We start from the raw sequence: 19610 nt of genomic DNA on the forward strand, positions 1-19610 counted from the left end.
CACTATAAAAAGCAGTCCCGATATTTGGTATCAAAAGCATAAACAACTGTTCGGCCGACATATTGCTCAACCCGTTTCCATAACGGAATATGCCGTCTGAAATAAAAAAAGGACACAAATATGTTTGTTTGGCACGAATACGAAAATGCGGCAGAAGCGGCGCAGTCTTTGGCTGACGCAGTGGCGGATGCTTTGCAGGGCGCACTGGACGAGAAGGGCGGTGCGGTGTTGGCAGTTTCCGGCGGACGTTCGCCGATTGCATTTTTCAACGCCCTGTCGCAAAAAGATTTGGATTGGAAAAACGTCGGCATCACCTTGGCAGATGAACGCATCGTGCCGACCGTCCACGCCGACAGCAATACCGGTTTGGTGCGCGAATACCTGTTGAAGAACAAAGCGGAAGCGGCAATGTGGATTCCTATGGTGGAAGACGGAAAAACTGAAACCGAATTACATCCCGATGCTGTTGTCGATTATGCACTGAAACATTACAAACAGCCCGATGTTTTGGTTTTGGGTATGGGAAACGACGGGCATACGGCTTCGATTTTCCCGAAAGCTCCGCAGTTTCAGACGGCAATCGACGGTTCGGCAGGTGTCGCGCTGGTGCATACCACGCCCGTTACCGCGCCGCACGAGCGCGTCAGTATGACCTTGGATGCGATTGCCCATACGGGGCATGTGTTTTTGGCGATACGGGGCGAAGAGAAAAAAGCCGTGTTCGACCAAGCCGCACAAGGCGAAAACCGCGAATATCCGATCAACCTCGTTTTGAACCATCAAGGAGTGAACTGCCATGTCTTCTACGCCGAATAAACAAGCCGGATATCCCCGACTGGTCGCCGATATCGGCGGGACGAATGCACGCTTTGCGCTGGAAACCGCGCCGCGCGTCATTGAAAAAGCCGCCGTGCTTCCGTGTAAAGACTACGATACGGTTACCGATGCGGTGCGTGCCTATCTGAATCAAAGCGGTGCAACAGCCGTACGGCACGCGGCATTTGCCATCGCCAACCCGATTTTGGGCGACTGGGTGCAGATGACCAACCACCATTGGGCGTTTTCCATCGAAACCACCCGTCAGACTTTGGGGCTGGACACCCTCATCCTTTTGAACGACTTTACCGCGCAGGCATTGGCGGTAACGCAGACTTCAAGCAAAGACCTGATGCAGGTAGGCGGGCAAAAGCCTGTCGAATTTGCCCCCAAAGCCGTTATCGGCCCCGGTACCGGCCTGGGCGTGAGCGGATTGGTGCACAGCCACGCAGGCTGGGTGGCTTTGGCGGGCGAGGGCGGGCATACCAGTTTCCCGCCGTTTGACGATATGGAAGTGCTGATTTGGCAGTACGCCAAAAACAAATACGGCCATGTTTCCGCCGAACGCTTTTTGAGCGGCGCGGGCTTGAGCTTGGTTTACGAGGCTTTGGCTGCAAAACAGAAAGCCAAACCCGCCAAACTGATGCCGTCTGAAATCACGGAAAAGGCTTTGAGCGGCGCGTCGCCTTTGTGCCGTCAGACTTTGGACATCTTCTGCGCCATGCTCGGCACGGTTGCTTCCAACCTCGCCCTGACGCTGGGCGCGCGCGGCGGCGTGTACCTGTGCGGCGGCATTATTCCCCGCGTGTTGGAATATTTCAAAACTTCCCCGTTCCGCAGCCGTTTCGAGAACAAGGGCAGGTTTGAAGCATATCTTGCCGCGATTCCCGTGTATGTCGTCTTGAGCGAGTTTCCCGGAATTTCCGGTGCGGCTGCGGTTCTCGACAACCATTTGAGAAACGTTTAACCACAGCGGCTCCTTGCAGCGGGGCTGCATTATCGAAGGGCATATCATTATGTTAAGCAAAATCAGCGAATCACTGGCAAACCTTTCCGGTGCGGAACGCAAAGTCGCCGAATGTGCATTGGCGGAACCCAAATGGTTCGTCCATGCCGCCGTTGCCGAAATTGCCGAACGTGCGTCCGTCAGCCAGCCGACCGTCATCCGATTCTGCCGCAGCTTGGGTTATAAAGGGCTGCCCGAGTTCAAGCTCGCCTTGTCCGCCAGCATCGGTCATGAGGGTATGCCCTATGTCCACGAAGAACTCAACGCCGACGACGATATGGCAAGCGTGGTCGAGAAAGTGTTGGGCAATGCCGCCGCCTCGCTGTTGGGCGAACGCCGCTTCCTGAAAGAGTCGGAGCTGGAAAACGCCATTGCCACGCTGATGCACGCCCGTCGCGTCGAGTTTTACGGTGTCGGCAATTCCGGCATTGTGGCACAGGACGCGCAGCATAAATTTTTCCGTTTCGGCATGTCCACCGTCGCCTATGTCGATACGCACACGCAGCTGATGGCGGCATCTGTTTTGAGCGATCAGGATGTTTTGGTTGCCATTTCCAACACGGGTTCGTCTATCGAACTTTTGGATGCGGTCAGCATCGCCAAAGAAAACGGCGCGTCTGTCATCGCACTGACCCGCAACGATTCGCCTCTGGCGCAACTTGCCGACTGCGTGTTGAGCGTTGCCACACAGGAAAATGCCGAACTCTACACGCCCATGGTTTCCCGCCTCTTGCAGCTTGCCGTCATCGACATTCTCGCCATCGGACTTGCCCTGCGCTTGGGCGATGCTGCCAGCCTGCAATTGCAGAAAAGCAAAAAAAGCATACACAACAAGCACATCGATTACGACAAAGATTGACCTTCAGACGGTATCCCACAAATGCCGTCTGAAATGCCGAACAACGGTCGTCGGCGGCTTGCGGCAGTTTCCGGCAGCCTTTTCATCCCACAACAAAAAACCTCATTCAGGAGCATATAGATGAAACACCTTCACGACTTACCCGCATGGTCGAAATTGTGGAACCACTTTGACGACAGCAAAACATTGCATATGCGCGAAATGTTTGAGCAAGATCCGCAGCGTGCGGAACGCTACTGGCTGCAGGTCGGCGGACTGACGCTGGACTACTCCAAAAACCGCATCAACGACGAAACCATGTCGCTTTTGTTCGAGTTGGCGCATGAAGCCGGCGTGCCGGAGCGGATGCGGCAGATGTTCCACGGCAAAAAAATCAATACGACGGAAAACCGCGCCGTCCTCCACGTCGCCCTTCGCAACCGCACCAATTCGCCGATTGTGGTTGACGGTGAAGATGTGATGCCCAAAGTCAACCGCGTTTTGCAACGTATGGGCGAATTTGCACACGAAGTCCGCAGCGGAAGCTGGCTGGGCTATACCAACCAAGTCATTACCGACGTTGTCAACATCGGCATCGGCGGATCGGATTTGGGCCCGCTGATGATGTGTACCGCGCTCAAACCTTTCGGTCATCCGCGCCTCAATATGCACTTCGTCTCCAACGTGGACGGCTCGCAACTGCGCGACGTATTGTCCAAAGTCCACCCCGAAACCACGCTGTTCATCATCGCCTCCAAAACATTTACCACGCAGGAAACGCTGACCAACGCGCTGACCGCGCGCGAATGGTTTTTGAATCATGCGGGCGACGAAGAAGCCGTTGCCAAACACTTCGCCGCCGTTTCCACCAATCAAAAAGCCGTCGCCGAATTCGGCATCGACACCGCCAATATGTTTGAATTTTGGGATTGGGTCGGCGGTCGGTACAGCCTGTGGTCCGCCATCGGATTGCCGATTATGCTGTATCTCGGCGAAGAAAACTTCATTGAAATGCTCAACGGCGCGCACCTGATGGACCAACACTTCATCAACACACCGCTCGAGCGCAACCTGCCCGTCATTCTCGCCCTCATCGGCATCTGGTATATCAACTACTACGGCGGCGGCAGCCACGTCATCGCGCCTTACGACCAACATTTGCACCGCCTGCCCAAATTCATCCAGCAGCTCGATATGGAAAGTAACGGCAAACAGGTTACGTTGGACGGCAAAGCAGTCGGACACGAAACCTCGCCGATTATCTGGGGCGAAACGGGCATTAACGGCCAGCACGCCTTTTTCCAACTGCTGCACCAAGGCACGCACATTACCCCCATCGACCTGATTGCCTCGCTTGAAAAACGCAGCAACCTGCCCGGACACCACGAAATCCTGCTTGCCAACGTCTTCGCCCAAGCAGAAGCCTTTATGCGCGGCAAAACCCCCGACGAAGTCCGCGCCGAACTCAAAGCGCAGGGTATGGATGAGGCGCGCATCGAAGAGCTGGTCCCGCACAAAACCTTCTCCGGCAACCGCCCGACCAACCTCATTCTCATGGACAAGGTCAACCCGCGCAATATGGGCAGCCTGATTGCCATGTACGAACACAAAACCTTCGTACAAGGCATCATTTGGGGCATCAACAGCTTCGACCAGTGGGGCGTGGAACTCGGCAAACAACTGGCTAAAACCATTTTGGGCGAACTGACCGGCGAAACCGGGTCGCAAAAGCACGACAGCTCGACCGAACGCCTGATCAACCTCTACCTGCAGACCAACCGCAAATAAAACCTGCGGAAAAATGCCGTCTGAACGCCGACCGTTTCAGACGGCATTTTTATCGAACAGGAAAACCGTCGGTAAACTTGCAGAGCGTGTGCAATCCCGATATGATGGTTTGCATAAATTTAAACATATATGTTCCGCAGCTATGGCACTGATTAAAGAGCCGTTGGACAAAGCGAAACAAAGGAACGAAGAACTTGAAGCGGCAGAAGAAGCGGCGGCGCAGGAGGCATTGGGTCGGGAGCAGGAAGTCGACCGCGTATCCGAATGGGAAGAACGCTACAAGCTGTCGCGCAGCGAGTTCGAGCAGTTCTGGAAAGGATTGCCTCAAACCGTACAGAATAAGCTGCAAGCCTCACAGAAAACATGGAAAAGCGGGATGGATAAAATCTGTGCCAACAATGCGAAAGCTGAAGGTGAAACGCCAAACGGCATAAAATTCAGCGAACTGGCATGCAAAACGGCGGAAACCGAAGCACGCTTGGAAGAGCTGCACAACCGTAAAAAAGCCCTTCTCGACGAAATGGCCAGGGAAGCGGACAAGAAAGAACTGCCAAAGCGGCTCTGAACAGCGCGGTTCAGGCAGTGCCCGCCGATATTGCCGAAACCGTTATGCCCGAGTACCGCAACTGACAAAACGGTTTGAATGCCAAATGCGCCGACGGCGACGAATACGGCGTGGCACAATCTGACTGCCGTACCAGAGAAATCAATGCGAAAACCAAAGAAATCCAAGGTTATCTGATTGACTGAAACTTGGATGCGGGAATGTCGGCGGCTTTTGCGTTTTTGTCGTTTTTATAGTGAATTAAATTTAAACCGATACAGCGTTGGCTCGCCTTAGCTCAAAGAGAACGATTCTCTAAGGTGCTGAAGCACCAAGTGAATCGGTTCCGTACTATTTGTACTGTCTGCGGCTTCGTCGCCTTGTCCTGATTTTTGTTAATCCACTATATCTTTTTCCACTTATCTGCGCTTTCACTATTTGCCCTTTCAGGCTGCGGGCATAGGGACGGAACAGGTAGCGGTCAAATCCTGTTTCATCCAAATAAACACGTTGGTAGTCGGAAAATTCGGCCAGCTGTGTCAAATAATGCGTTACTTTGGCCGGGTCTTGTTCTTTGTAAGTGGTGGTCTTTTTTTGCGCGTTATCCCCATCTGTTTGAGTGCATAGCAAATGGTGGCTGCCGTACAATCAAAATGTTTGGCGATTTCATGCAGATAGGCATCCTGGTGTTGCCCAACATATTGAGCCGGTTTTTGCCTATCCGATTTGACGGCATTTAGACCGGTAACTTGATGTTTTAGGCTGCCTGTTTGTTTTTTAAGGCGAATTCACAGGTAAAGCGTGTTTCTTGACAAGTTAAACGTTGCTGCGGTTTGGCTGATGTTTTTGCATTGTTCGTAATATAGTGGATTAAATTTAAACCAGTACGGTGTTGCCTCACCTTGCCGTACTATTTGTACTATCTGCGGCTTCGTCGCCTTGTCCTGATTTAAATTTAATCCACTATAGTTTAAAGCTTTGTTTCTTAAGTCCGCAGAGTATGCCATGGTTAGACCTTCAAAGTTGAGTATTGTACTATTTTGTTTTTGGGGCTGTCCTAGATAACTAGGATAAACTCGATTTTACTAATTGTTTTAAAATGGAAATTTGAACTTTTATCTCACTGTTGTTAAAACGCCGTTCGTACCCCTTTAAATACAGCTCAAAATGCGCTTTGGGAATGCCGTCAAACTTGCGTAAATGACGTTTTGCCCGGTTCCAAAAGTTCCCAATTCCATTGATATGGTTTTGTCGTTCAGCAAAATAACTTTCATCTGCTTCTACTTTGCCGTCAAACATTTCCAAATGCGGACTGTTTTGATAAATAAGTAATCGTAAACGATGAAAATAATAGGCTGCGGTATTTTTATTAACGCCTACTAACTCTGCTGCCGTTCTTGCAGTTACACCTGCGACAAACAGTTCAATGAGTTTATTTTGTTTATACCGGCTTAGACGACTTTTTCTCATAGGGGCAACTCTAACTTAATTTGAATTTCCCTAGTTATCTAGGACAGCCCCTTGTTTTTAATTGACTATAATCCGCTATATTGTGAGAAGCTGGATGACGGATGAGGGATAAAATAAATGCCGTCTGAATCTTCAGACGGCATCGGGAGATGATTTTCAGTTCTCGACTTCCGGTTCGGTTACATTGGAAATTACAGAAGCGTCGGAGAGTTCGGATTCGTCTTCGGCAACACGTTCCAGCGATACCAAGGTTTCGCCTTCGTCCAAGTTAATCAGTTTCACGCCTGCTGCGGCGCGGCCGGTTTCGCGGATTTGTTCGACTTTGGTGCGGATAAGTACGCCGCCGCTGGTAATCAGCATCAAATCGTCGGTTTCGCCGACCAAGGTTGCGGCGACCAAATCGCCGTTTCGCTCGCCGGTGTTAATGGCAATATTGCCTTGCCCGCCTTTGTTTTTGCGGCTGTAATCGGCAATCGGGGTGCGTTTTCCGTATCCGTTGGCGGTGGCGGTTAAAACTTGCAAACCGCTTTCTTCGGTTTCAGGGGCGAAGGTAATCAGGCTGACGATTTTGCCGTCGGCAGGCAGGCGCATACCGCGCAAACCGCCGCTGCCGCGACCGGACGGGCGAACACCGTGTTTGCCGCTCGGCAGTGCGTTTTCGCTGTCGGCGGTTTCATCTTCGATGCCGTCTGAAATTTCGGTTTCGATGTCGGCATCTTCCGCTTCGTCGTTGCCGGATTTTTCCCAGTATTCGTTGAAGCGGATGGCTTTACCTAAGTTGGAGAACAGCATGATGTCGTCCGCACCGCCTGTTTGCGCAGCGCCGACGAGGTAGTCGCCTTCTTTGAGCGCGATGGCTTTAATGCCTTGGGCGCGGACGTTTTTAAAGGCGGAAAGTTGGACTTTTTTCACCAGTCCCTGCGCGGTGGCGAAGAAGACGTATTGGTCTTCGGGGAACTCGCGTACTGCCAGAATCGCGCTGACTTTTTCGCCTTCTTCCAACTGGATGACGTTGTTAATCGGACGGCCGCGGCTGTTGCGTCCGCCTTCGGGCAGTTTGTAAACCTTAATCCAATGACACTTGCCCAAATTGGTAAAGCACATCAAATAATCATGCGTGTTGGCAACAAACAGGGTTTCGATAAAGTCTTCGTCTTTGGTGGCAGCCGCCTGTTTGCCGCGCCCGCCGCGACGCTGCGCCTGATAGTCGGTGGTCGGCTGGGTTTTGATATAGCCGCCATGTGTCAGGGTAACGACCATTTCGCGTTGCGGAATCAGGTCTTCATCGGCAATGTCGCCACCGAACGGGTTGATTTCGCTGCGGCGTTCGTCGCCATAGTTGGTTTTGATTTCTTCCAGTTCGTCGCGGATGATTTGGGTAATGCGTTCGGGTTTGGAGAGGATATCCACAAAGTCGATGATTTTACCCATCAGGTTTTTGTAGCTTTCGACAATTTCTTCTTGATCGAGGCCGGTCAGGTTTCGCAGGCTCATGCGTAAAATAGCATCTGCCTGAATCTCGCTCAGGTAATAACCTTGTTCTTTCAAGCCGATGTTTGCAGCCAATCCTTCCGGACGCATCATTTCCAAATCCAGACCGGAACGCGTCAGCATTTCTTCAACGAGGCTGCTGCGCCAAGGGTGCGCAAGCAGTTTGTCTTTGGCCTCGGCTGCGTTGGGCGATTCTTTGATGAGCTTGATGATTTCATCGATATTGGACAGTGCGACGGCTTTGCCTTCGGCAATATGCCCTTCATGGCGTGCCTTCTTCAGCCGGAAAAGCGTACGTCGGGTAACGACTTCGCGGCGGTGGCGCAGGAATTCGGAGAGAATCTGTTTCAGGTTCAACAGGCGCGGTTGTCCGTCGACCAAAACCACCATATTGATGCCGAAACTGTCTTGCAGCGGAGTCAGTTTGTAGAGTTGGTTTAAGACGACTTCGGCATTTTCGTTGCGTTTCAGCTCGATAACGACGCGCATACCGGATTTGTCGGATTCGTCGCGGAGCTCGGAAATGCCTTCCAGTGTTTTTTCCCGAACCAAATCGCCGATTTTCTCGACCAGCTTGGCTTTGTTGACCTGATAGGGGATTTCGTCGATAACGATGGCTTCGCGTTCGCCGTTTTTGCCTATGGGTTCGATATGGGTCTTACCGCGCATAATGACGCGGCCGCGGCCTGTTTTATAGCCTTCGCGCACGCCGCTCAAGCCGTAGATGGTTGCCCCGGTCGGGAAGTCGGGGGCTTGGATAATGTCGATCAGTTCGTCGATTTCGGTGTCGGGTGCATCGAGCAGGCGCAGGCAGGCATTGACGGTATCGGAAAGGTTGTGCGGCGGGATATTGGTCGCCATGCCGACGGCGATGCCGGACGAGCCGTTGACGAGCAGTGTGGGGAAACGGGTCGGCAGTACAAGCGGCTCGTGTTCGCTACCGTCGTAGTTCGGGCCGAAATTGACGGTTTCTTCCTCAATGTCTGCCAGCATTTCGTGGGAAATTTTCGCCATGCGGATTTCGGTGTAGCGCATGGCTGCGGCGGCAAGCCCGTCCACCGATCCGAAGTTGCCCTGTCCGTCTATCAGCACATAACGCATAGCGAAATTTTGCGCCATACGGACGATGGTGTCGTATACGGCGGTATCGCCGTGGGGGTGGTATTTACCGATGACGTCGCCGACGATGCGCGCCGATTTTTTGTAGGCGGCATTCCAGTTGTTTTTCAATTCGTGCATCGCGTACAGTACGCGGCGGTGTACCGGCTTGAGACCGTCGCGAACGTCCGGCAGCGCGCGCCCGACAATGACGCTCATGGCGTAGTCGAGATAGCTTTTGCGCATTTCGTCTTCAAGGCTTACCGGCAGGGTTTCGAGGGCGAATTTGTGGTCGTGGCGGATGGTTGCGTCGGTCATGGTTTCAATGTTTCGTATGGCAAAAAATTGTTGCTTATTTTAGCATATTTTGACGCGGAACGGTGCGGCGGTTACGCCGTCTGAAACACGGTGCGGATTATAATGCCGAGGAAATTTCGTTGCGGAGTTTGTCGAGAAACCTGCCTTGGCGGACTTGTTGTGCGGCGGTGTCGTAATCTTGTCGGGCAAACGACTGTTTCAGACCGCAGAACAGTTTTTCTTGTTCGTCGCGGATTTCGTTGTCGAGATTTTTCAAGGATTCAAGGTCTTTGCCCGCCCGTGCCTCCATCAGCGTTTCGCGCCATTCCATTTGCTGCATAAGGAATTCGGAGGCGAAAGAGGTATGCTCCGGCGCGTCGGCATCGATGCCCGATGTTTTCAGCAGGTAGGCGGCGCGGTCGATAGGGTTTTTCAAGGTGCGGTAGGCATCGTTGATGGTGGAAGACATCATCACTGCCTGCTTTTGCTCAAAGGCGGAAGCTGAAGCGAATTTATCGGGATGGAAACGGGCGGCCAAGGCGCGGTAGGTTTGTTCCAAGTTTTCGGTGTCGATATCGAAAGCGGGTTCAATCCGGAAGAGGGTGAAATATTGGGACATAGTAGGATGATAAATGTAAGATTTTGGCAGAAAACTGTTTTTGCCTTATAATCTGCAGCTTCTTAAACGAAAGGACTGAATATGGGCGGCAAAGTGCAGCACAATAAAGGCAAAATACGCGACAATGCTTTAAAAGCCTTAGTGAAATCCGATTTGTTCCGGCACAAGGTGGAACGGAAAAGGAAAGGCAAAGGCAGCTACAACAGGCAGGAAGCGAAAAAATGGCGGGACGGTTTTGATACTGTCCCGCCATTTTTATGTCTTAAACATGGAAGCTTTCGCCGCAGCCGCAGGAGTCTTTGACATTGGGGTTTTCAAATTTGAAACCTTCCTGCAAACCTTCTTTGGTGTAATCGACTTGTGTGCCGTCCAGATAAACCAGGCTTTTCGGGTCGATATAAATGCGTGCGCCGTGTCCTTCAAAAATCAGGTCGTCGCCATCGGCTTCATCGACAAATTCAAGGTTGTACGCCATCCCCGAGCAGCCGCTGGTTTTCACACCCAAGCGTACGCCCAAGCCTTTGCCGCGTTTGGCGAGATAGTCATTGATGTGTTTTGCGGCATTCTCGGTAAGGGTAATCATATTTCTTCCTTGTTGTATCGCCCCGGACAGACCTGAAGCGGCGGGTGGTTCGGACGGCATTGCGGGACGATGCCGTCTGAAGGGCTTTATCTGTTTTCCTGACGTTTGCGGTAGTCGGCAACGGCCGCTTTTACCGCATCTTCAGCCAAGATGGAGCAGTGGATTTTTACCGGCGGCAATTCCAACTCCTCGGCGATTTCGCTGTTTTTGATTGCCAGCGCGTCATCCAGGCTTTTGCCTTTAACCCACTCGGTAATCAGGCTGGACGAAGCGATGGCGGAACCGCAGCCGTAAGTTTTGAATTTCGCATCTTCGATGATGCCTTCATCGTTCACTTTGATTTGCAGGCGCATCACGTCGCCGCAGGCCGGTGCGCCGACCATGCCGGTGCCGACAGATTCGTCGTTTTTGTCGAAAGTACCGACGTTGCGGGGATTTTCGTAGTGGTCGATTACTTTATCGCTGTATGCCATGATGTGGTTTCCTTAATGTTTTGATGATTTAAGTGGTTTGTTTGCCGGTTTTCAGACGGCCTGAGTTAGATTTTGCACGCTCCGCCTTCACAGCCGTCGTCGTTTTCCGAATCGACGCCGCCTTCCACGGTAACGCCGTCGAAATCGTCAAGCAGGTTGTCGAGGTTGTCCAAATCTAAATCTTGTTCGTTCATATTTTTCTCTTGATTGCTTTGTTTTTGGAATGCCGTCTGAAGGTTCGGATGGCATGTTGGTACGCTTTAATGCGCCGCCCATTCAATCGAGTTCAAATCAATCCCGTCTTTGAACATTTCCCACAACGGCGACAGTTCGCGCAGTTTGCCGATTTTGGATTTAATCAGTTCGGCGGCAAATTGCACTTCTTCTTCAGTGGTCATGCGACCGAAGGTGATGCGCAGGGACGAGTGCGCCAATTCGTCATTTCTGCCCAATGCGCGCAGGACGTAGCTGGGTTCGAGCGAGGCGGAGGTGCAGGCGGAGCCGCTGGATACGGCGAGTTCTTTCACTGCCATAATCAGGCTTTCGCCTTCGACGAAGTTGAAGCTGACGTTTAGGTTGTTCGGGACGCGATGTTCGAGGTCGCCGTTGATATAGACTTCTTCGATGCCTTCGATACCTTTGAGGAAAATATCGCGCAGTTTGCGGTAGTGCGCCATATCTTGTTCGAGTTCTTCTTTGGCGATGCGGAAGGCTTCGCCCATACCGACGATTTGGTGGGTCGGCAATGTGCCGCTGCGGAAGCCGCGTTCGTGGCCGCCGCCGTGCATTTGGGCTTCGAGGCGGACGCGGGGTTTGCGGCGGACGTACAGCGCGCCGATGCCTTTGGGGCCGTACACTTTGTGCGCGGACATCGAGAGCAGGTCGATTTTGGCGGCTTCGACATCGACAGGCACTTTGCCGCAGGCTTGTGCGGCATCGACGTGGAAGACGATTTTGCGTTCGCGGCAGATTTCGCCGATGGCGGGAATGTCTTGCACCACGCCGATTTCGTTGTTTGCCCACATTACGGAAACGAGGATGGTGTCGTCGCGGATGGCGGCTTTGAGTTCTTCCAAATCAATCAAACCGTTTTCTTGAACGCCGAGGTAGGTTACTTCAAAACCTTGGCGTTCGAGTTCGCGCATTGTATCTAAAACGGCTTTATGTTCGGTTTTGACGGTAATGAGGTGTTTGCCTTTGGTTTTGTAGAAGTTTGCCGCGCCTTTGATGGCGAGGTTGTCGGACTCGGTCGCGCCGCTGGTGAAGACGATTTCTTTGGGGTCGGCATTAATCAGGGCAGCGATGTCGGCGCGGGCTTTTTCGACGGCCTCTTCTGCTTCCCAGCCGAATGCGTGGCTGTTGGAGGCGGGGTTGCCGAAGGTTTCGGTCAGATAGGGAATCATTTTTTCGGCAACGCGTTTGTCAACGGTGGTGGTGGCGGCGTAGTCGAGGTAAACGGGGGTTTTGACGGTCATGGTTTGCTCTTTCTTTTTCGGGTGTTATTTAATGGATGTGTGTAAATTGGACGACGCGGCTGCCGTCGCCGTTGTTTTTCTGTTCGATGATGCTTTGCAGGGTAACGCTGCCGAGGTAGTCGTTGATGGTTTTGTTTAAATTCTCCCAAAGGTCGTGCGTCAGGCAGGGCGCGCCGTGGTGGCAGTTGGCTTTGCTGCCGCATTGGGTTGCGTCCAGCCGGTCTTCGGCGGCGGCGATGATTTGGGCGATGTTGATGCGTGCCGCCGGTGCGGCGAGGATGTAGCCGCCGCCGGGCCCGCGCAGGCTTTCAACAAGTCCGGCGCGGCGGAGTTTGCCGAACAATTGCTCGAGATAGGAGAGGGATATGTTTTGGCGTTCGCTGATGGCACTGAGTTTGACGGCGCCGGTTTGCGCGTTCATCGCCAAATCCAGCATAGCGGTAACGGCAAAACGCCCTTTGGTGGTCAGTCTCATGGTGGTGGTTGCCCGTGTCGGCTTTTTTTATAGTGGGCGGAATTGTCCAATATCTGAGTGTTTCAGTCAAGTATGGGGGCGGATTGCGCGATTGGCTGTTTAAATCGGCAGATTGATTGATTTTTAATATTTTGATTTTAATATATTATTTTTGAATTCTAAACCTTATGCCGCTTGAAGTGGGAGCGGCGGCGGGTGCAGTAAATGTTGAAATGATTTGCCTTATAATCAATATTGATATACATTATCTATTTCATATAAAGTTATTCAGGTATTCAGGGGGCGACAAATGAAACGTGATTTGAGCAAAATGACCTGCATCGAAGACTTGCGCCGCGTTGCCAAGCGCAAAATGCCGCGTATGTTTTACGATTACATCGATTCGGGTTCGTGGACAGAAACTACCTACCGTGAAAACACTTCGGATTTCAAAGACATCCGCTTCCGACAAAAGGTATTGGTCAATATGGAAGGCCGAAGCCTGGAGACCAAAATGATCGGGCAGGATGTGAAAATGCCGGTGGCGATTGCGCCGACGGGTTTCACGGGTATGGCACACGCCGACGGTGAAATTTTGGCGGCGCGGGCGGCGGAGAAGTTCGGCATTCCGTTTACGCTGTCCACGATGTCTATCTGCTCGATTGAAGACGTTGCCGAGAACACTTCCGCACCATTTTGGTTTCAGCTTTATGTGATGCGCGACCGCGAGTTTATGGAAAACCTGATTAAGCGCGCGAAGGATGCCAAATGTTCGGCATTGGTATTGACCGCTGATTTGCAGGTTTTGGGGCAACGCCACAAAGACATCAAAAACGGCCTGTCCGCGCCGCCGAAACCGACCATCGCCAATTTAATCAATCTGGCGACCAAGCCCGAATGGTGTATGAAAATGCTGAACACGGAACGCCGCACGTTCCGCAATATCGTTGGACACGCCAAAAACGTCGGCGATTTGTCCTCGCTGTCTTCATGGACTTCCGAACAATTCGACCCGCGCCTGAGCTGGGACGACGTTGCACGCATTAAAGATTTGTGGGGTGGCAAGCTGATTATCAAAGGCATTATGGAACCTGAAGATGCGGAAAAAGCAGCGAAAAGCGGTGCGGACGCATTGGTCGTTTCCAACCACGGCGGCCGCCAGCTCGACGATACCGTGTCCGCCATCAAAGCCTTGCCCGACATCGTTAGTGCAGTCGGCAGCGACATCGAAGTTTGGATGGACAGCGGCATCCGCAGCGGTCAGGATATTTTGAAGGCGTGGGCTTTGGGTGCGAAAGGTACAATGATAGGTCGGGCGTTTCTGTATGGTTTGGGTGCGTATGGTGAAGAAGGCGTAACCCGTGCGCTGGAAATCCTGTATAAAGAAATGGATATATCTATGGCGTTTACGGGACACCGCGATATTCAAGATGTCGATGCTTCGATTTTGAGAGGCAAAGATTGGGGCAGGGAAACGGTTTAGATACTGAAAAATACGATGCCGTCTGAACACAGGGTTCGGACGGCATTAAAATTTGGCTGTATTTTAATAATGTGTTGATTAAATATCTGACAAAACGCCCTTTTGTAAAGGAAGTTTTGTCAAACGGGGTTGCCTGCAATGCACTACTTCATTTTTTCAAGCGATGCCGCACCTAAAGGGAATGACTCCGTAAATTGTCCATTTTTCTGATGATCAGTAAAAAACGGTAAACCGATCAAACGATAATGCGGTGTATCTTTTTGCAGGATCTTATCCATCCCATATTCCACAGTGATGGCTTCTAAAAATTCTTCTTTCCATCCATCAGTTTCCACTAAATGCTCACCTTTGGGCTCAATGAAAATTTGGTAATGCAAAAAGTCCTTCACGCCATTGGAAGAAGATTTTTGTTTATCTTTCAGCAATAAAATAAAGTCCGGCATAAATCCTTCACCATCGGCAAAGTTATTCAATTTAAACACTTCTTCATTACGGATTAAATGAACGTCATATTTAGATTTCAAATCGCCCAAACGCGCTGAAATAAATTGAATTAACGCTTCTTCCAAACCCGTTCCGGCAAAATTATTCATCACATACCAATCATTTTGCGTGGCAATAGTCGTTTTTACATCATCTTTTTTGACCCATTTTTGTTTTGGCGTGCCGAAAATTTCCCATAATTTTTTAGGTGTAAATTCTTTTGTACCGATAAACGGCATATCACTTTCATTCAGATGTTTTTCAACCATTTCCAAGATTTTCAGGCAGCCTGCAAGTTTATCGTCCAAGCGAACCTGTTTGTCTTGCCCTAATCCTAAAAATTCAATTTGCCAGTCTTTCAACAAGTTATTTTGCAATTCATTGCGATTTTGAATGTCGAGCTTGCTTTGCAAACGGTTGAAATGGAATAAAGATTGACTATTTTTCCCTTTGATATGTAATGCTTTATTGAAAATGTGCCGCTCCATTTCACTCATTTTTATGGTTTGAGTAAAATTATTTTGTGTGCCGATTTGTCGGGCTGTTTCATCATTTTCATCGGCTGTAAATTGCGTTTCCTGCAACAGTTGATTACCGTGAACTTGGAATGAAAGCGTTTGCGGATTGGCTTGCAGGCTGTCTGCATTATTGCTTTTGGCGTTTGGGTTGGGGATTTTTTTATTCGCCCAAATTAACAACTCTCTAAAATCCTTATTATCGGCAAATTCAGATTTGAGTTTAAATGTTGCCAACACCTTATCATCGTCTTTTTCAGGCAAATAACCGTCTTTTCGCAACTCATTTTTCAGTTCTGAAATATAGCGGGATTGCTCATCGTGCGTGTAATAAAACAATTCTTCCAAGATACGCAATTCGTGTTGCATGTCGTTGTCAAATTTGCGTTTATTCGGCTGTTTACCTTCAAACGCAAATGGAAAATAACGCACGCCACGACCAATCAACTGCTTTTCCGATACGGTAGCGGCAGCCGTTTTGCCTGATTTTTTATTTGAACCACCGCCATTTTGCCCTTCATACAAACGCACAATATCAAACAAATTCAGAACGTCCCAACCTTCGGTTAATCTATCTACCGTAAAAATGGCACGGATTGGATTATCAGCCGCTTCCAAATTGTTTAGCAATTTTTCGGTTTCGCTGTCGGTTTTTTCAGTTTTGTTTTTGTTGGTTTCGGAGTTGGTAATAATCACATTATGTTTTTGATAATTTTGTTTCACCCAATTTGCCAAATGTGCAAACCCAAATTTATTGTCCTGCATAAATTTTAGGGCTTGTTCGGTTCGGGTTTTGCCTTGTTCGTTGGCGTTGTCGCTATTATTCAGGCTGCCTGAAAACGTATCTAAAAACTCAAAATCATCCGCTTGTACATTTTCTGCCCAATTTAAAAATGCCGAATAATCCGCTTTTGATTCATCAATCGTCTTACTTCTAAACAACATCACAGGCTTGAAATTGGCAATGCCGTATTTCAACGCGATTTGATGGCGATACCAAGCAAATAATAAAGCGTGCAACACCCGCTCTTTCTTATTCAGCGTACTGGATACCAAATTGATTTCTTTGGTATAACCTTTTTGCAAAAACTCTTTTAAGCCAAATTTTGTGATGATTTTGTCCGCATATTTTTGTTGCACGTCAGCATTTTCAGGCAGCGTGGCGGTAAATTCCAACAGCACATTTTGGCCGGGATTGCCATTTTTATTGAGCAACAATTCCAAAACCATATGCTCCCAGCCTTTGCGTTCAATTTCGGCATTGCCTGCATTGGCTTTTAATTCCACTTCCAAATCCAACTCGTCTTGTTTTTTGCCTTTGGTTTGTGCGTTTAAATGGTGTGCTTCATCGCCCAGCATCACAAGGTTCAATTTGTGCAAATCTGCCAATGTGGTTTGGTTTTCTCGCTCGGTGTGGATATCGTTATACAGTTTTTGAATGCTGGTAAATTTAATTTCAATGCCGTCTGAATGTGGGCTGAACATTTCCACTTTGCGAATAGGAATTACCGTATCACCTTGCAAAATCTTCTCGGTAAATAAAAATTTTGCGTGCGCCGGGTCAATAAAATTATTTTCCGTTTTATCCACGATATTATTTTGATTGACGAAAAACAAAAAATGCCGATAACCTTTTTCAAAATAATACAAAATCAACGCCGCCATCATCATCGTTTTGCCAGCACCTGTTGCCATATTGAACAGCAAATGGGTAGGGCGGTTTTTGATGTCAGGGAAATCCTTTAATTTTGAAGCGCGGTCAAAAATCACAAAGTTTTCTAAAGCCGATTTTTGCCATTCAAAAAACGGATATTTTAAATTGCGTTCTACAAATTCAGGCAGCGCGAAAAAATCTGTCTGTTCTATTTCTTCCAGCGTTGATTTGCGGTCTTCCACCCAATCAAATAACGTTTTATTATTCGCCATCTTTTTTCTCCGCTTGATTTTTTGCTGATTGATAGAATTCACGGCTTAACGCTTTATCGTCATCATTTAAGCAACCTGCAAATTGCTCATCATCCATTTCGGATAATGAAACATACATTTGATTTAAATCCAACATTTCAAGCACCATTTGTTTTTGTTCGTCTAATGCCAAGGATTGAAATTCAGGCTCTTGAATGATTTGACTAAATTCATTTACGCTGACGTTGTATTTCAAGAAATAGCGTTCGCATAAACCTTCAAACAGCGTTTTGATGCCGTCTGAATCTTCGCAAGCCAAAATTTGTTGTTTTGCGGTTTCGTTAAATGGGGCAAGTTCGGCATAAACAAACTCGCCACCACCTTGCCAATTCACGGCTTTGGAAATACCGCCTTGCTCGCCATCAATCACTTTTTTCAAGCGTTCAACGGCAAGCGTTTCAATATAATCCATTTGTTCAATACCGATATATTGGCGGTTCATTTTGTGGGCAACGGCGGCGGTTGTGCCACTGCCTAAATGGTAGTCTAGGACGATGTCGTTTTCGTTGGTTGTGATGGTAATAAAATCTTGGATAAGTTCTTCTGGTTTAGGATTTTTAAATGCCTTTTCACCAAAAAGATTTTTCATCTGTTCAGTTCCATTACCACTACTGTATTCAGGTTTATAAAAAATAGTTTTAGGTTTTTTTGTAGGTAAATCATCTAATTCAGGTCTTTGTTTTTTATACAAGGAAATTCCATTTTTAGATTGGCTAACAATAATATCCGTCTGCAGCCTTGCCTTATTCTTTATTGAATACCCCCAACGCCAACGCCCCCATTGTTTATTAGCAATAGGTAAAATAAAATTGTATCCAAGATTTTCGTATTTCTCTTTTAGTTTTTGAATAAAATCATCATTGAATACTTCTAAATCTTTATTATAGATTTGAGAAAATTCTTCATCTGTAATTGTACTAACTGTGTTATTTTTTACCAAAAAAGGATAGAACATTTCAGGTCTATCTTCTCTTTTATCTTCGGTTCCTGTTGCTCGCATTGGAGCTCCTTTTTTATAAAACCCAATTTCATCTTCTTCCCATTTCTCTAAAAAATTATCTTCATCTATTGGAAATTCATAAAAAGTAGATTTATCTTTATTTTTAGCAAAGACTAGTGTGTATTCGTGAGTGCCTGCAAAAGCATATTCATCATTATTACCTTTTAAATTCATAATAGTGGGTAAATTTCCGATAAAATTTTCAAATCCAAAAATTTCATCTAACAAAATCTTTAAATAAGCATTTCCGTCATCATCAATGGAAATAACAATAATCCCATCATCAGTTAATAATTCTTTGGCAATTGATAAACGATTTTTCATAAATGTAAGCCAAGTAGATAATTTAAAGTTAGTGTTATAACCAAAACTATCTTGTTGTTTCTTTTTAACAAAATAATAAGGCGGATCAATATAAATCAGCTTCACTTTGCCTTTAAACTGCTTGGCAAGCGAATGCAGGGCAATCAGATTATTGCCTTTGATAATAAGATTTTCGGCCGGTGTGCCGTCTGAATGGCGTTTGATTTCGCCAACCGCTTGTTTGCCGTCTGCGGTATAGCGAGAGAATTTTGAGAATGCTTTTGCGTCAAAAAGTCGGTCAATTTCATCAAAAGCAAGCGTTTGATTAAAAAAGATTTCTTGTCTTTTTCGGGTTAATTTGGTGTATAATTGGCTGGCTGGCTGTTATTGCGTTTAAAATAAATTTCTTCGCCTTCCTCGGTGCTTTGTCCGCCATTTAACACACAATCTTTAAACGGAAAATCCAACACAATATCACTGCTGTCTTTCAAAAAGCGGTTGCTGTCCGTCAAACCAATGCGGTTGGCGTATTTTGTGTAGGAATTATTGACGCTGTGTTTGTCCAAGAAAAAACGGAAATCCTGCAATTTAAACACCAGCACACCATTCACTTCCACAAAGAAATGGCGTTTTAACTCATCATTACTCAATAACAAACCGATAATGGTCGGGTCGGTTTTTTCCACCAAATCCAACAGGATGTTTTTGGCTAAAATGGTTTTTTCTTCGTTCGCCCATACTTTTTCGTGTGGTAGTAGGGCTTGGGTTAATTCGGTTTGAATGTCTGTCTTCATCGTTATAAATCCTCATCAGTTATTTTAATGTGCCATTCTTGTGTAACGGCAAATGGCTTTGCAAATAGATTCTAATAAAATCAATTATTTGATGTCTTTGCTGTTTCCGGGGGCG

The 19610-nt window shown here is 48.3% G+C and carries 16 protein-coding genes and 3 pseudogenes; 7 read left to right on the forward strand and 12 right to left on the reverse strand.

The window, feature by feature from the left end:
* Nucleotides 1-120 precede the first annotated feature (120 nt).
* The 5 genes from pgl (at nt 121) to IUJ45_RS10755 (ending at nt 5013) form a co-directional block, all read left to right on the forward strand.
* Entirely contained in the window at nt 121-816 is a 696-nt protein-coding gene (pgl, locus tag IUJ45_RS10735) for a 6-phosphogluconolactonase (protein WP_002213145.1), read from the forward strand.
* Entirely contained in the window at nt 797-1783 is a 987-nt protein-coding gene (locus tag IUJ45_RS10740) for a glucokinase (protein WP_002249393.1), read from the forward strand. Before pgl ends, IUJ45_RS10740 begins: the two co-directional genes overlap by 20 nt.
* Before the next feature lie 49 nt (nt 1784-1832).
* On the forward strand, nt 1833-2681 hold the full coding sequence (gene hexR, locus IUJ45_RS10745; RefSeq protein ID WP_002213148.1) for a DNA-binding transcriptional regulator HexR: 849 nt from the start codon (nt 1833-1835) through the stop codon (nt 2679-2681).
* 120 nt (nt 2682-2801) lie between these two features.
* Nucleotides 2802-4448 (forward strand): glucose-6-phosphate isomerase, encoded by a 1647-nt coding sequence (gene pgi, locus IUJ45_RS10750; protein WP_002245967.1) that lies wholly within the window; start codon nt 2802-2804, stop codon nt 4446-4448.
* A 13-nt stretch (nt 4449-4461) separates the two neighbouring features.
* Nucleotides 4462-5013, forward strand: coding sequence for a lysozyme inhibitor LprI family protein (locus tag IUJ45_RS10755; protein WP_010981215.1), 552 nt, complete (start codon nt 4462-4464; stop codon nt 5011-5013).
* 345 nt (nt 5014-5358) lie between these two features.
* On the opposite strand, the pseudogene IUJ45_RS10760 reads toward IUJ45_RS10755, so the two are convergent.
* The 5 genes and pseudogenes from IUJ45_RS10760 to hscB all read right to left on the reverse strand — a co-directional run.
* A pseudogene (locus IUJ45_RS10760) lies at nt 5359-5834 on the reverse strand (IS630 transposase-related protein); the annotation flags it as partial.
* Nucleotides 5835-5852: 18 nt separating this feature from the next.
* Nucleotides 5853-5960, reverse strand: a pseudogene (locus IUJ45_RS10765) (IS5/IS1182 family transposase); the annotation flags it as partial.
* 97 nt (nt 5961-6057) lie between these two features.
* Nucleotides 6058-6462, reverse strand: a complete 405-nt coding sequence (locus IUJ45_RS10770; RefSeq protein ID WP_002237096.1) for a DDE transposase — start codon at nt 6460-6462, stop codon at nt 6058-6060.
* A gap of 156 nt (nt 6463-6618) precedes the next feature.
* Nucleotides 6619-9369, reverse strand: coding sequence for a DNA gyrase subunit A (gene gyrA, locus IUJ45_RS10775; protein ID WP_002245969.1), 2751 nt, complete (start codon nt 9367-9369; stop codon nt 6619-6621).
* A gap of 97 nt (nt 9370-9466) precedes the next feature.
* Nucleotides 9467-9967, reverse strand: a complete 501-nt coding sequence (gene hscB, locus IUJ45_RS10780; protein WP_002235901.1) for a Fe-S protein assembly co-chaperone HscB — start codon at nt 9965-9967, stop codon at nt 9467-9469.
* A gap of 81 nt (nt 9968-10048) precedes the next feature.
* Here hscB and IUJ45_RS10785 point away from each other — a divergent pair, with 81 nt between their 5' ends.
* Nucleotides 10049-10270 (forward strand): alternative ribosome-rescue factor A, encoded by a 222-nt coding sequence (locus IUJ45_RS10785; protein ID WP_002222321.1) that lies wholly within the window; start codon nt 10049-10051, stop codon nt 10268-10270.
* Here the strand turns inward: IUJ45_RS10785 and iscA are convergent.
* The 5 genes from iscA to iscR all read right to left on the reverse strand — a co-directional run bounded on the left by iscA (nt 10230) and on the right by iscR (nt 12973).
* Nucleotides 10230-10550, reverse strand: coding sequence for an iron-sulfur cluster assembly protein IscA (gene iscA / locus IUJ45_RS10790; protein WP_002216984.1), 321 nt, complete (start codon nt 10548-10550; stop codon nt 10230-10232). The genes IUJ45_RS10785 and iscA overlap by 41 nt on opposite strands.
* Nucleotides 10551-10636: 86 nt before the next feature.
* Nucleotides 10637-11023 (reverse strand): Fe-S cluster assembly scaffold IscU, encoded by a 387-nt coding sequence (gene iscU, locus IUJ45_RS10795; protein WP_002213175.1) that lies wholly within the window; start codon nt 11021-11023, stop codon nt 10637-10639.
* Between the two features lie 65 nt (nt 11024-11088).
* Nucleotides 11089-11217, reverse strand: a complete 129-nt coding sequence (locus IUJ45_RS11030) for a hypothetical protein (RefSeq protein ID WP_002216985.1) — start codon at nt 11215-11217, stop codon at nt 11089-11091.
* A 66-nt stretch (nt 11218-11283) separates the two neighbouring features.
* Complete coding sequence (locus IUJ45_RS10800; RefSeq protein ID WP_002237094.1) at nt 11284-12498, reverse strand: IscS subfamily cysteine desulfurase; 1215 nt, start codon at nt 12496-12498, stop codon at nt 11284-11286.
* 28 nt (nt 12499-12526) lie between these two features.
* The gene (gene iscR, locus IUJ45_RS10805; protein ID WP_002213178.1) at nt 12527-12973 is read right to left on the reverse strand and encodes a Fe-S cluster assembly transcriptional regulator IscR; all 447 of its coding nucleotides are present in this window, start codon (nt 12971-12973) and stop codon (nt 12527-12529) included.
* 289 nt (nt 12974-13262) lie between these two features.
* Between iscR and IUJ45_RS10810 the strand changes: the two genes are divergently transcribed.
* Entirely contained in the window at nt 13263-14435 is a 1173-nt protein-coding gene (locus IUJ45_RS10810) for an alpha-hydroxy acid oxidase (protein ID WP_002213180.1), read from the forward strand.
* Between the two features lie 143 nt (nt 14436-14578).
* Here IUJ45_RS10810 and IUJ45_RS10815 read toward each other — a convergent pair whose 3' ends face one another.
* A complete protein-coding gene (locus tag IUJ45_RS10815) occupies nt 14579-17359 on the reverse strand; it encodes a DEAD/DEAH box helicase family protein (RefSeq protein ID WP_002245970.1) in 2781 nt (926 codons plus the stop codon).
* Nucleotides 17349-19495: pseudogene (locus IUJ45_RS10820) on the reverse strand (DNA methyltransferase). Before IUJ45_RS10820 ends, IUJ45_RS10815 begins: the two are co-directional and overlap by 11 nt.
* Between the last annotated feature and the right edge of the window lie 115 nt (nt 19496-19610).

The organism is Neisseria meningitidis (genome assembly GCF_022869645.1).
Taxonomy (GTDB): Bacteria; Pseudomonadota; Gammaproteobacteria; order Burkholderiales; family Neisseriaceae; genus Neisseria; species Neisseria meningitidis.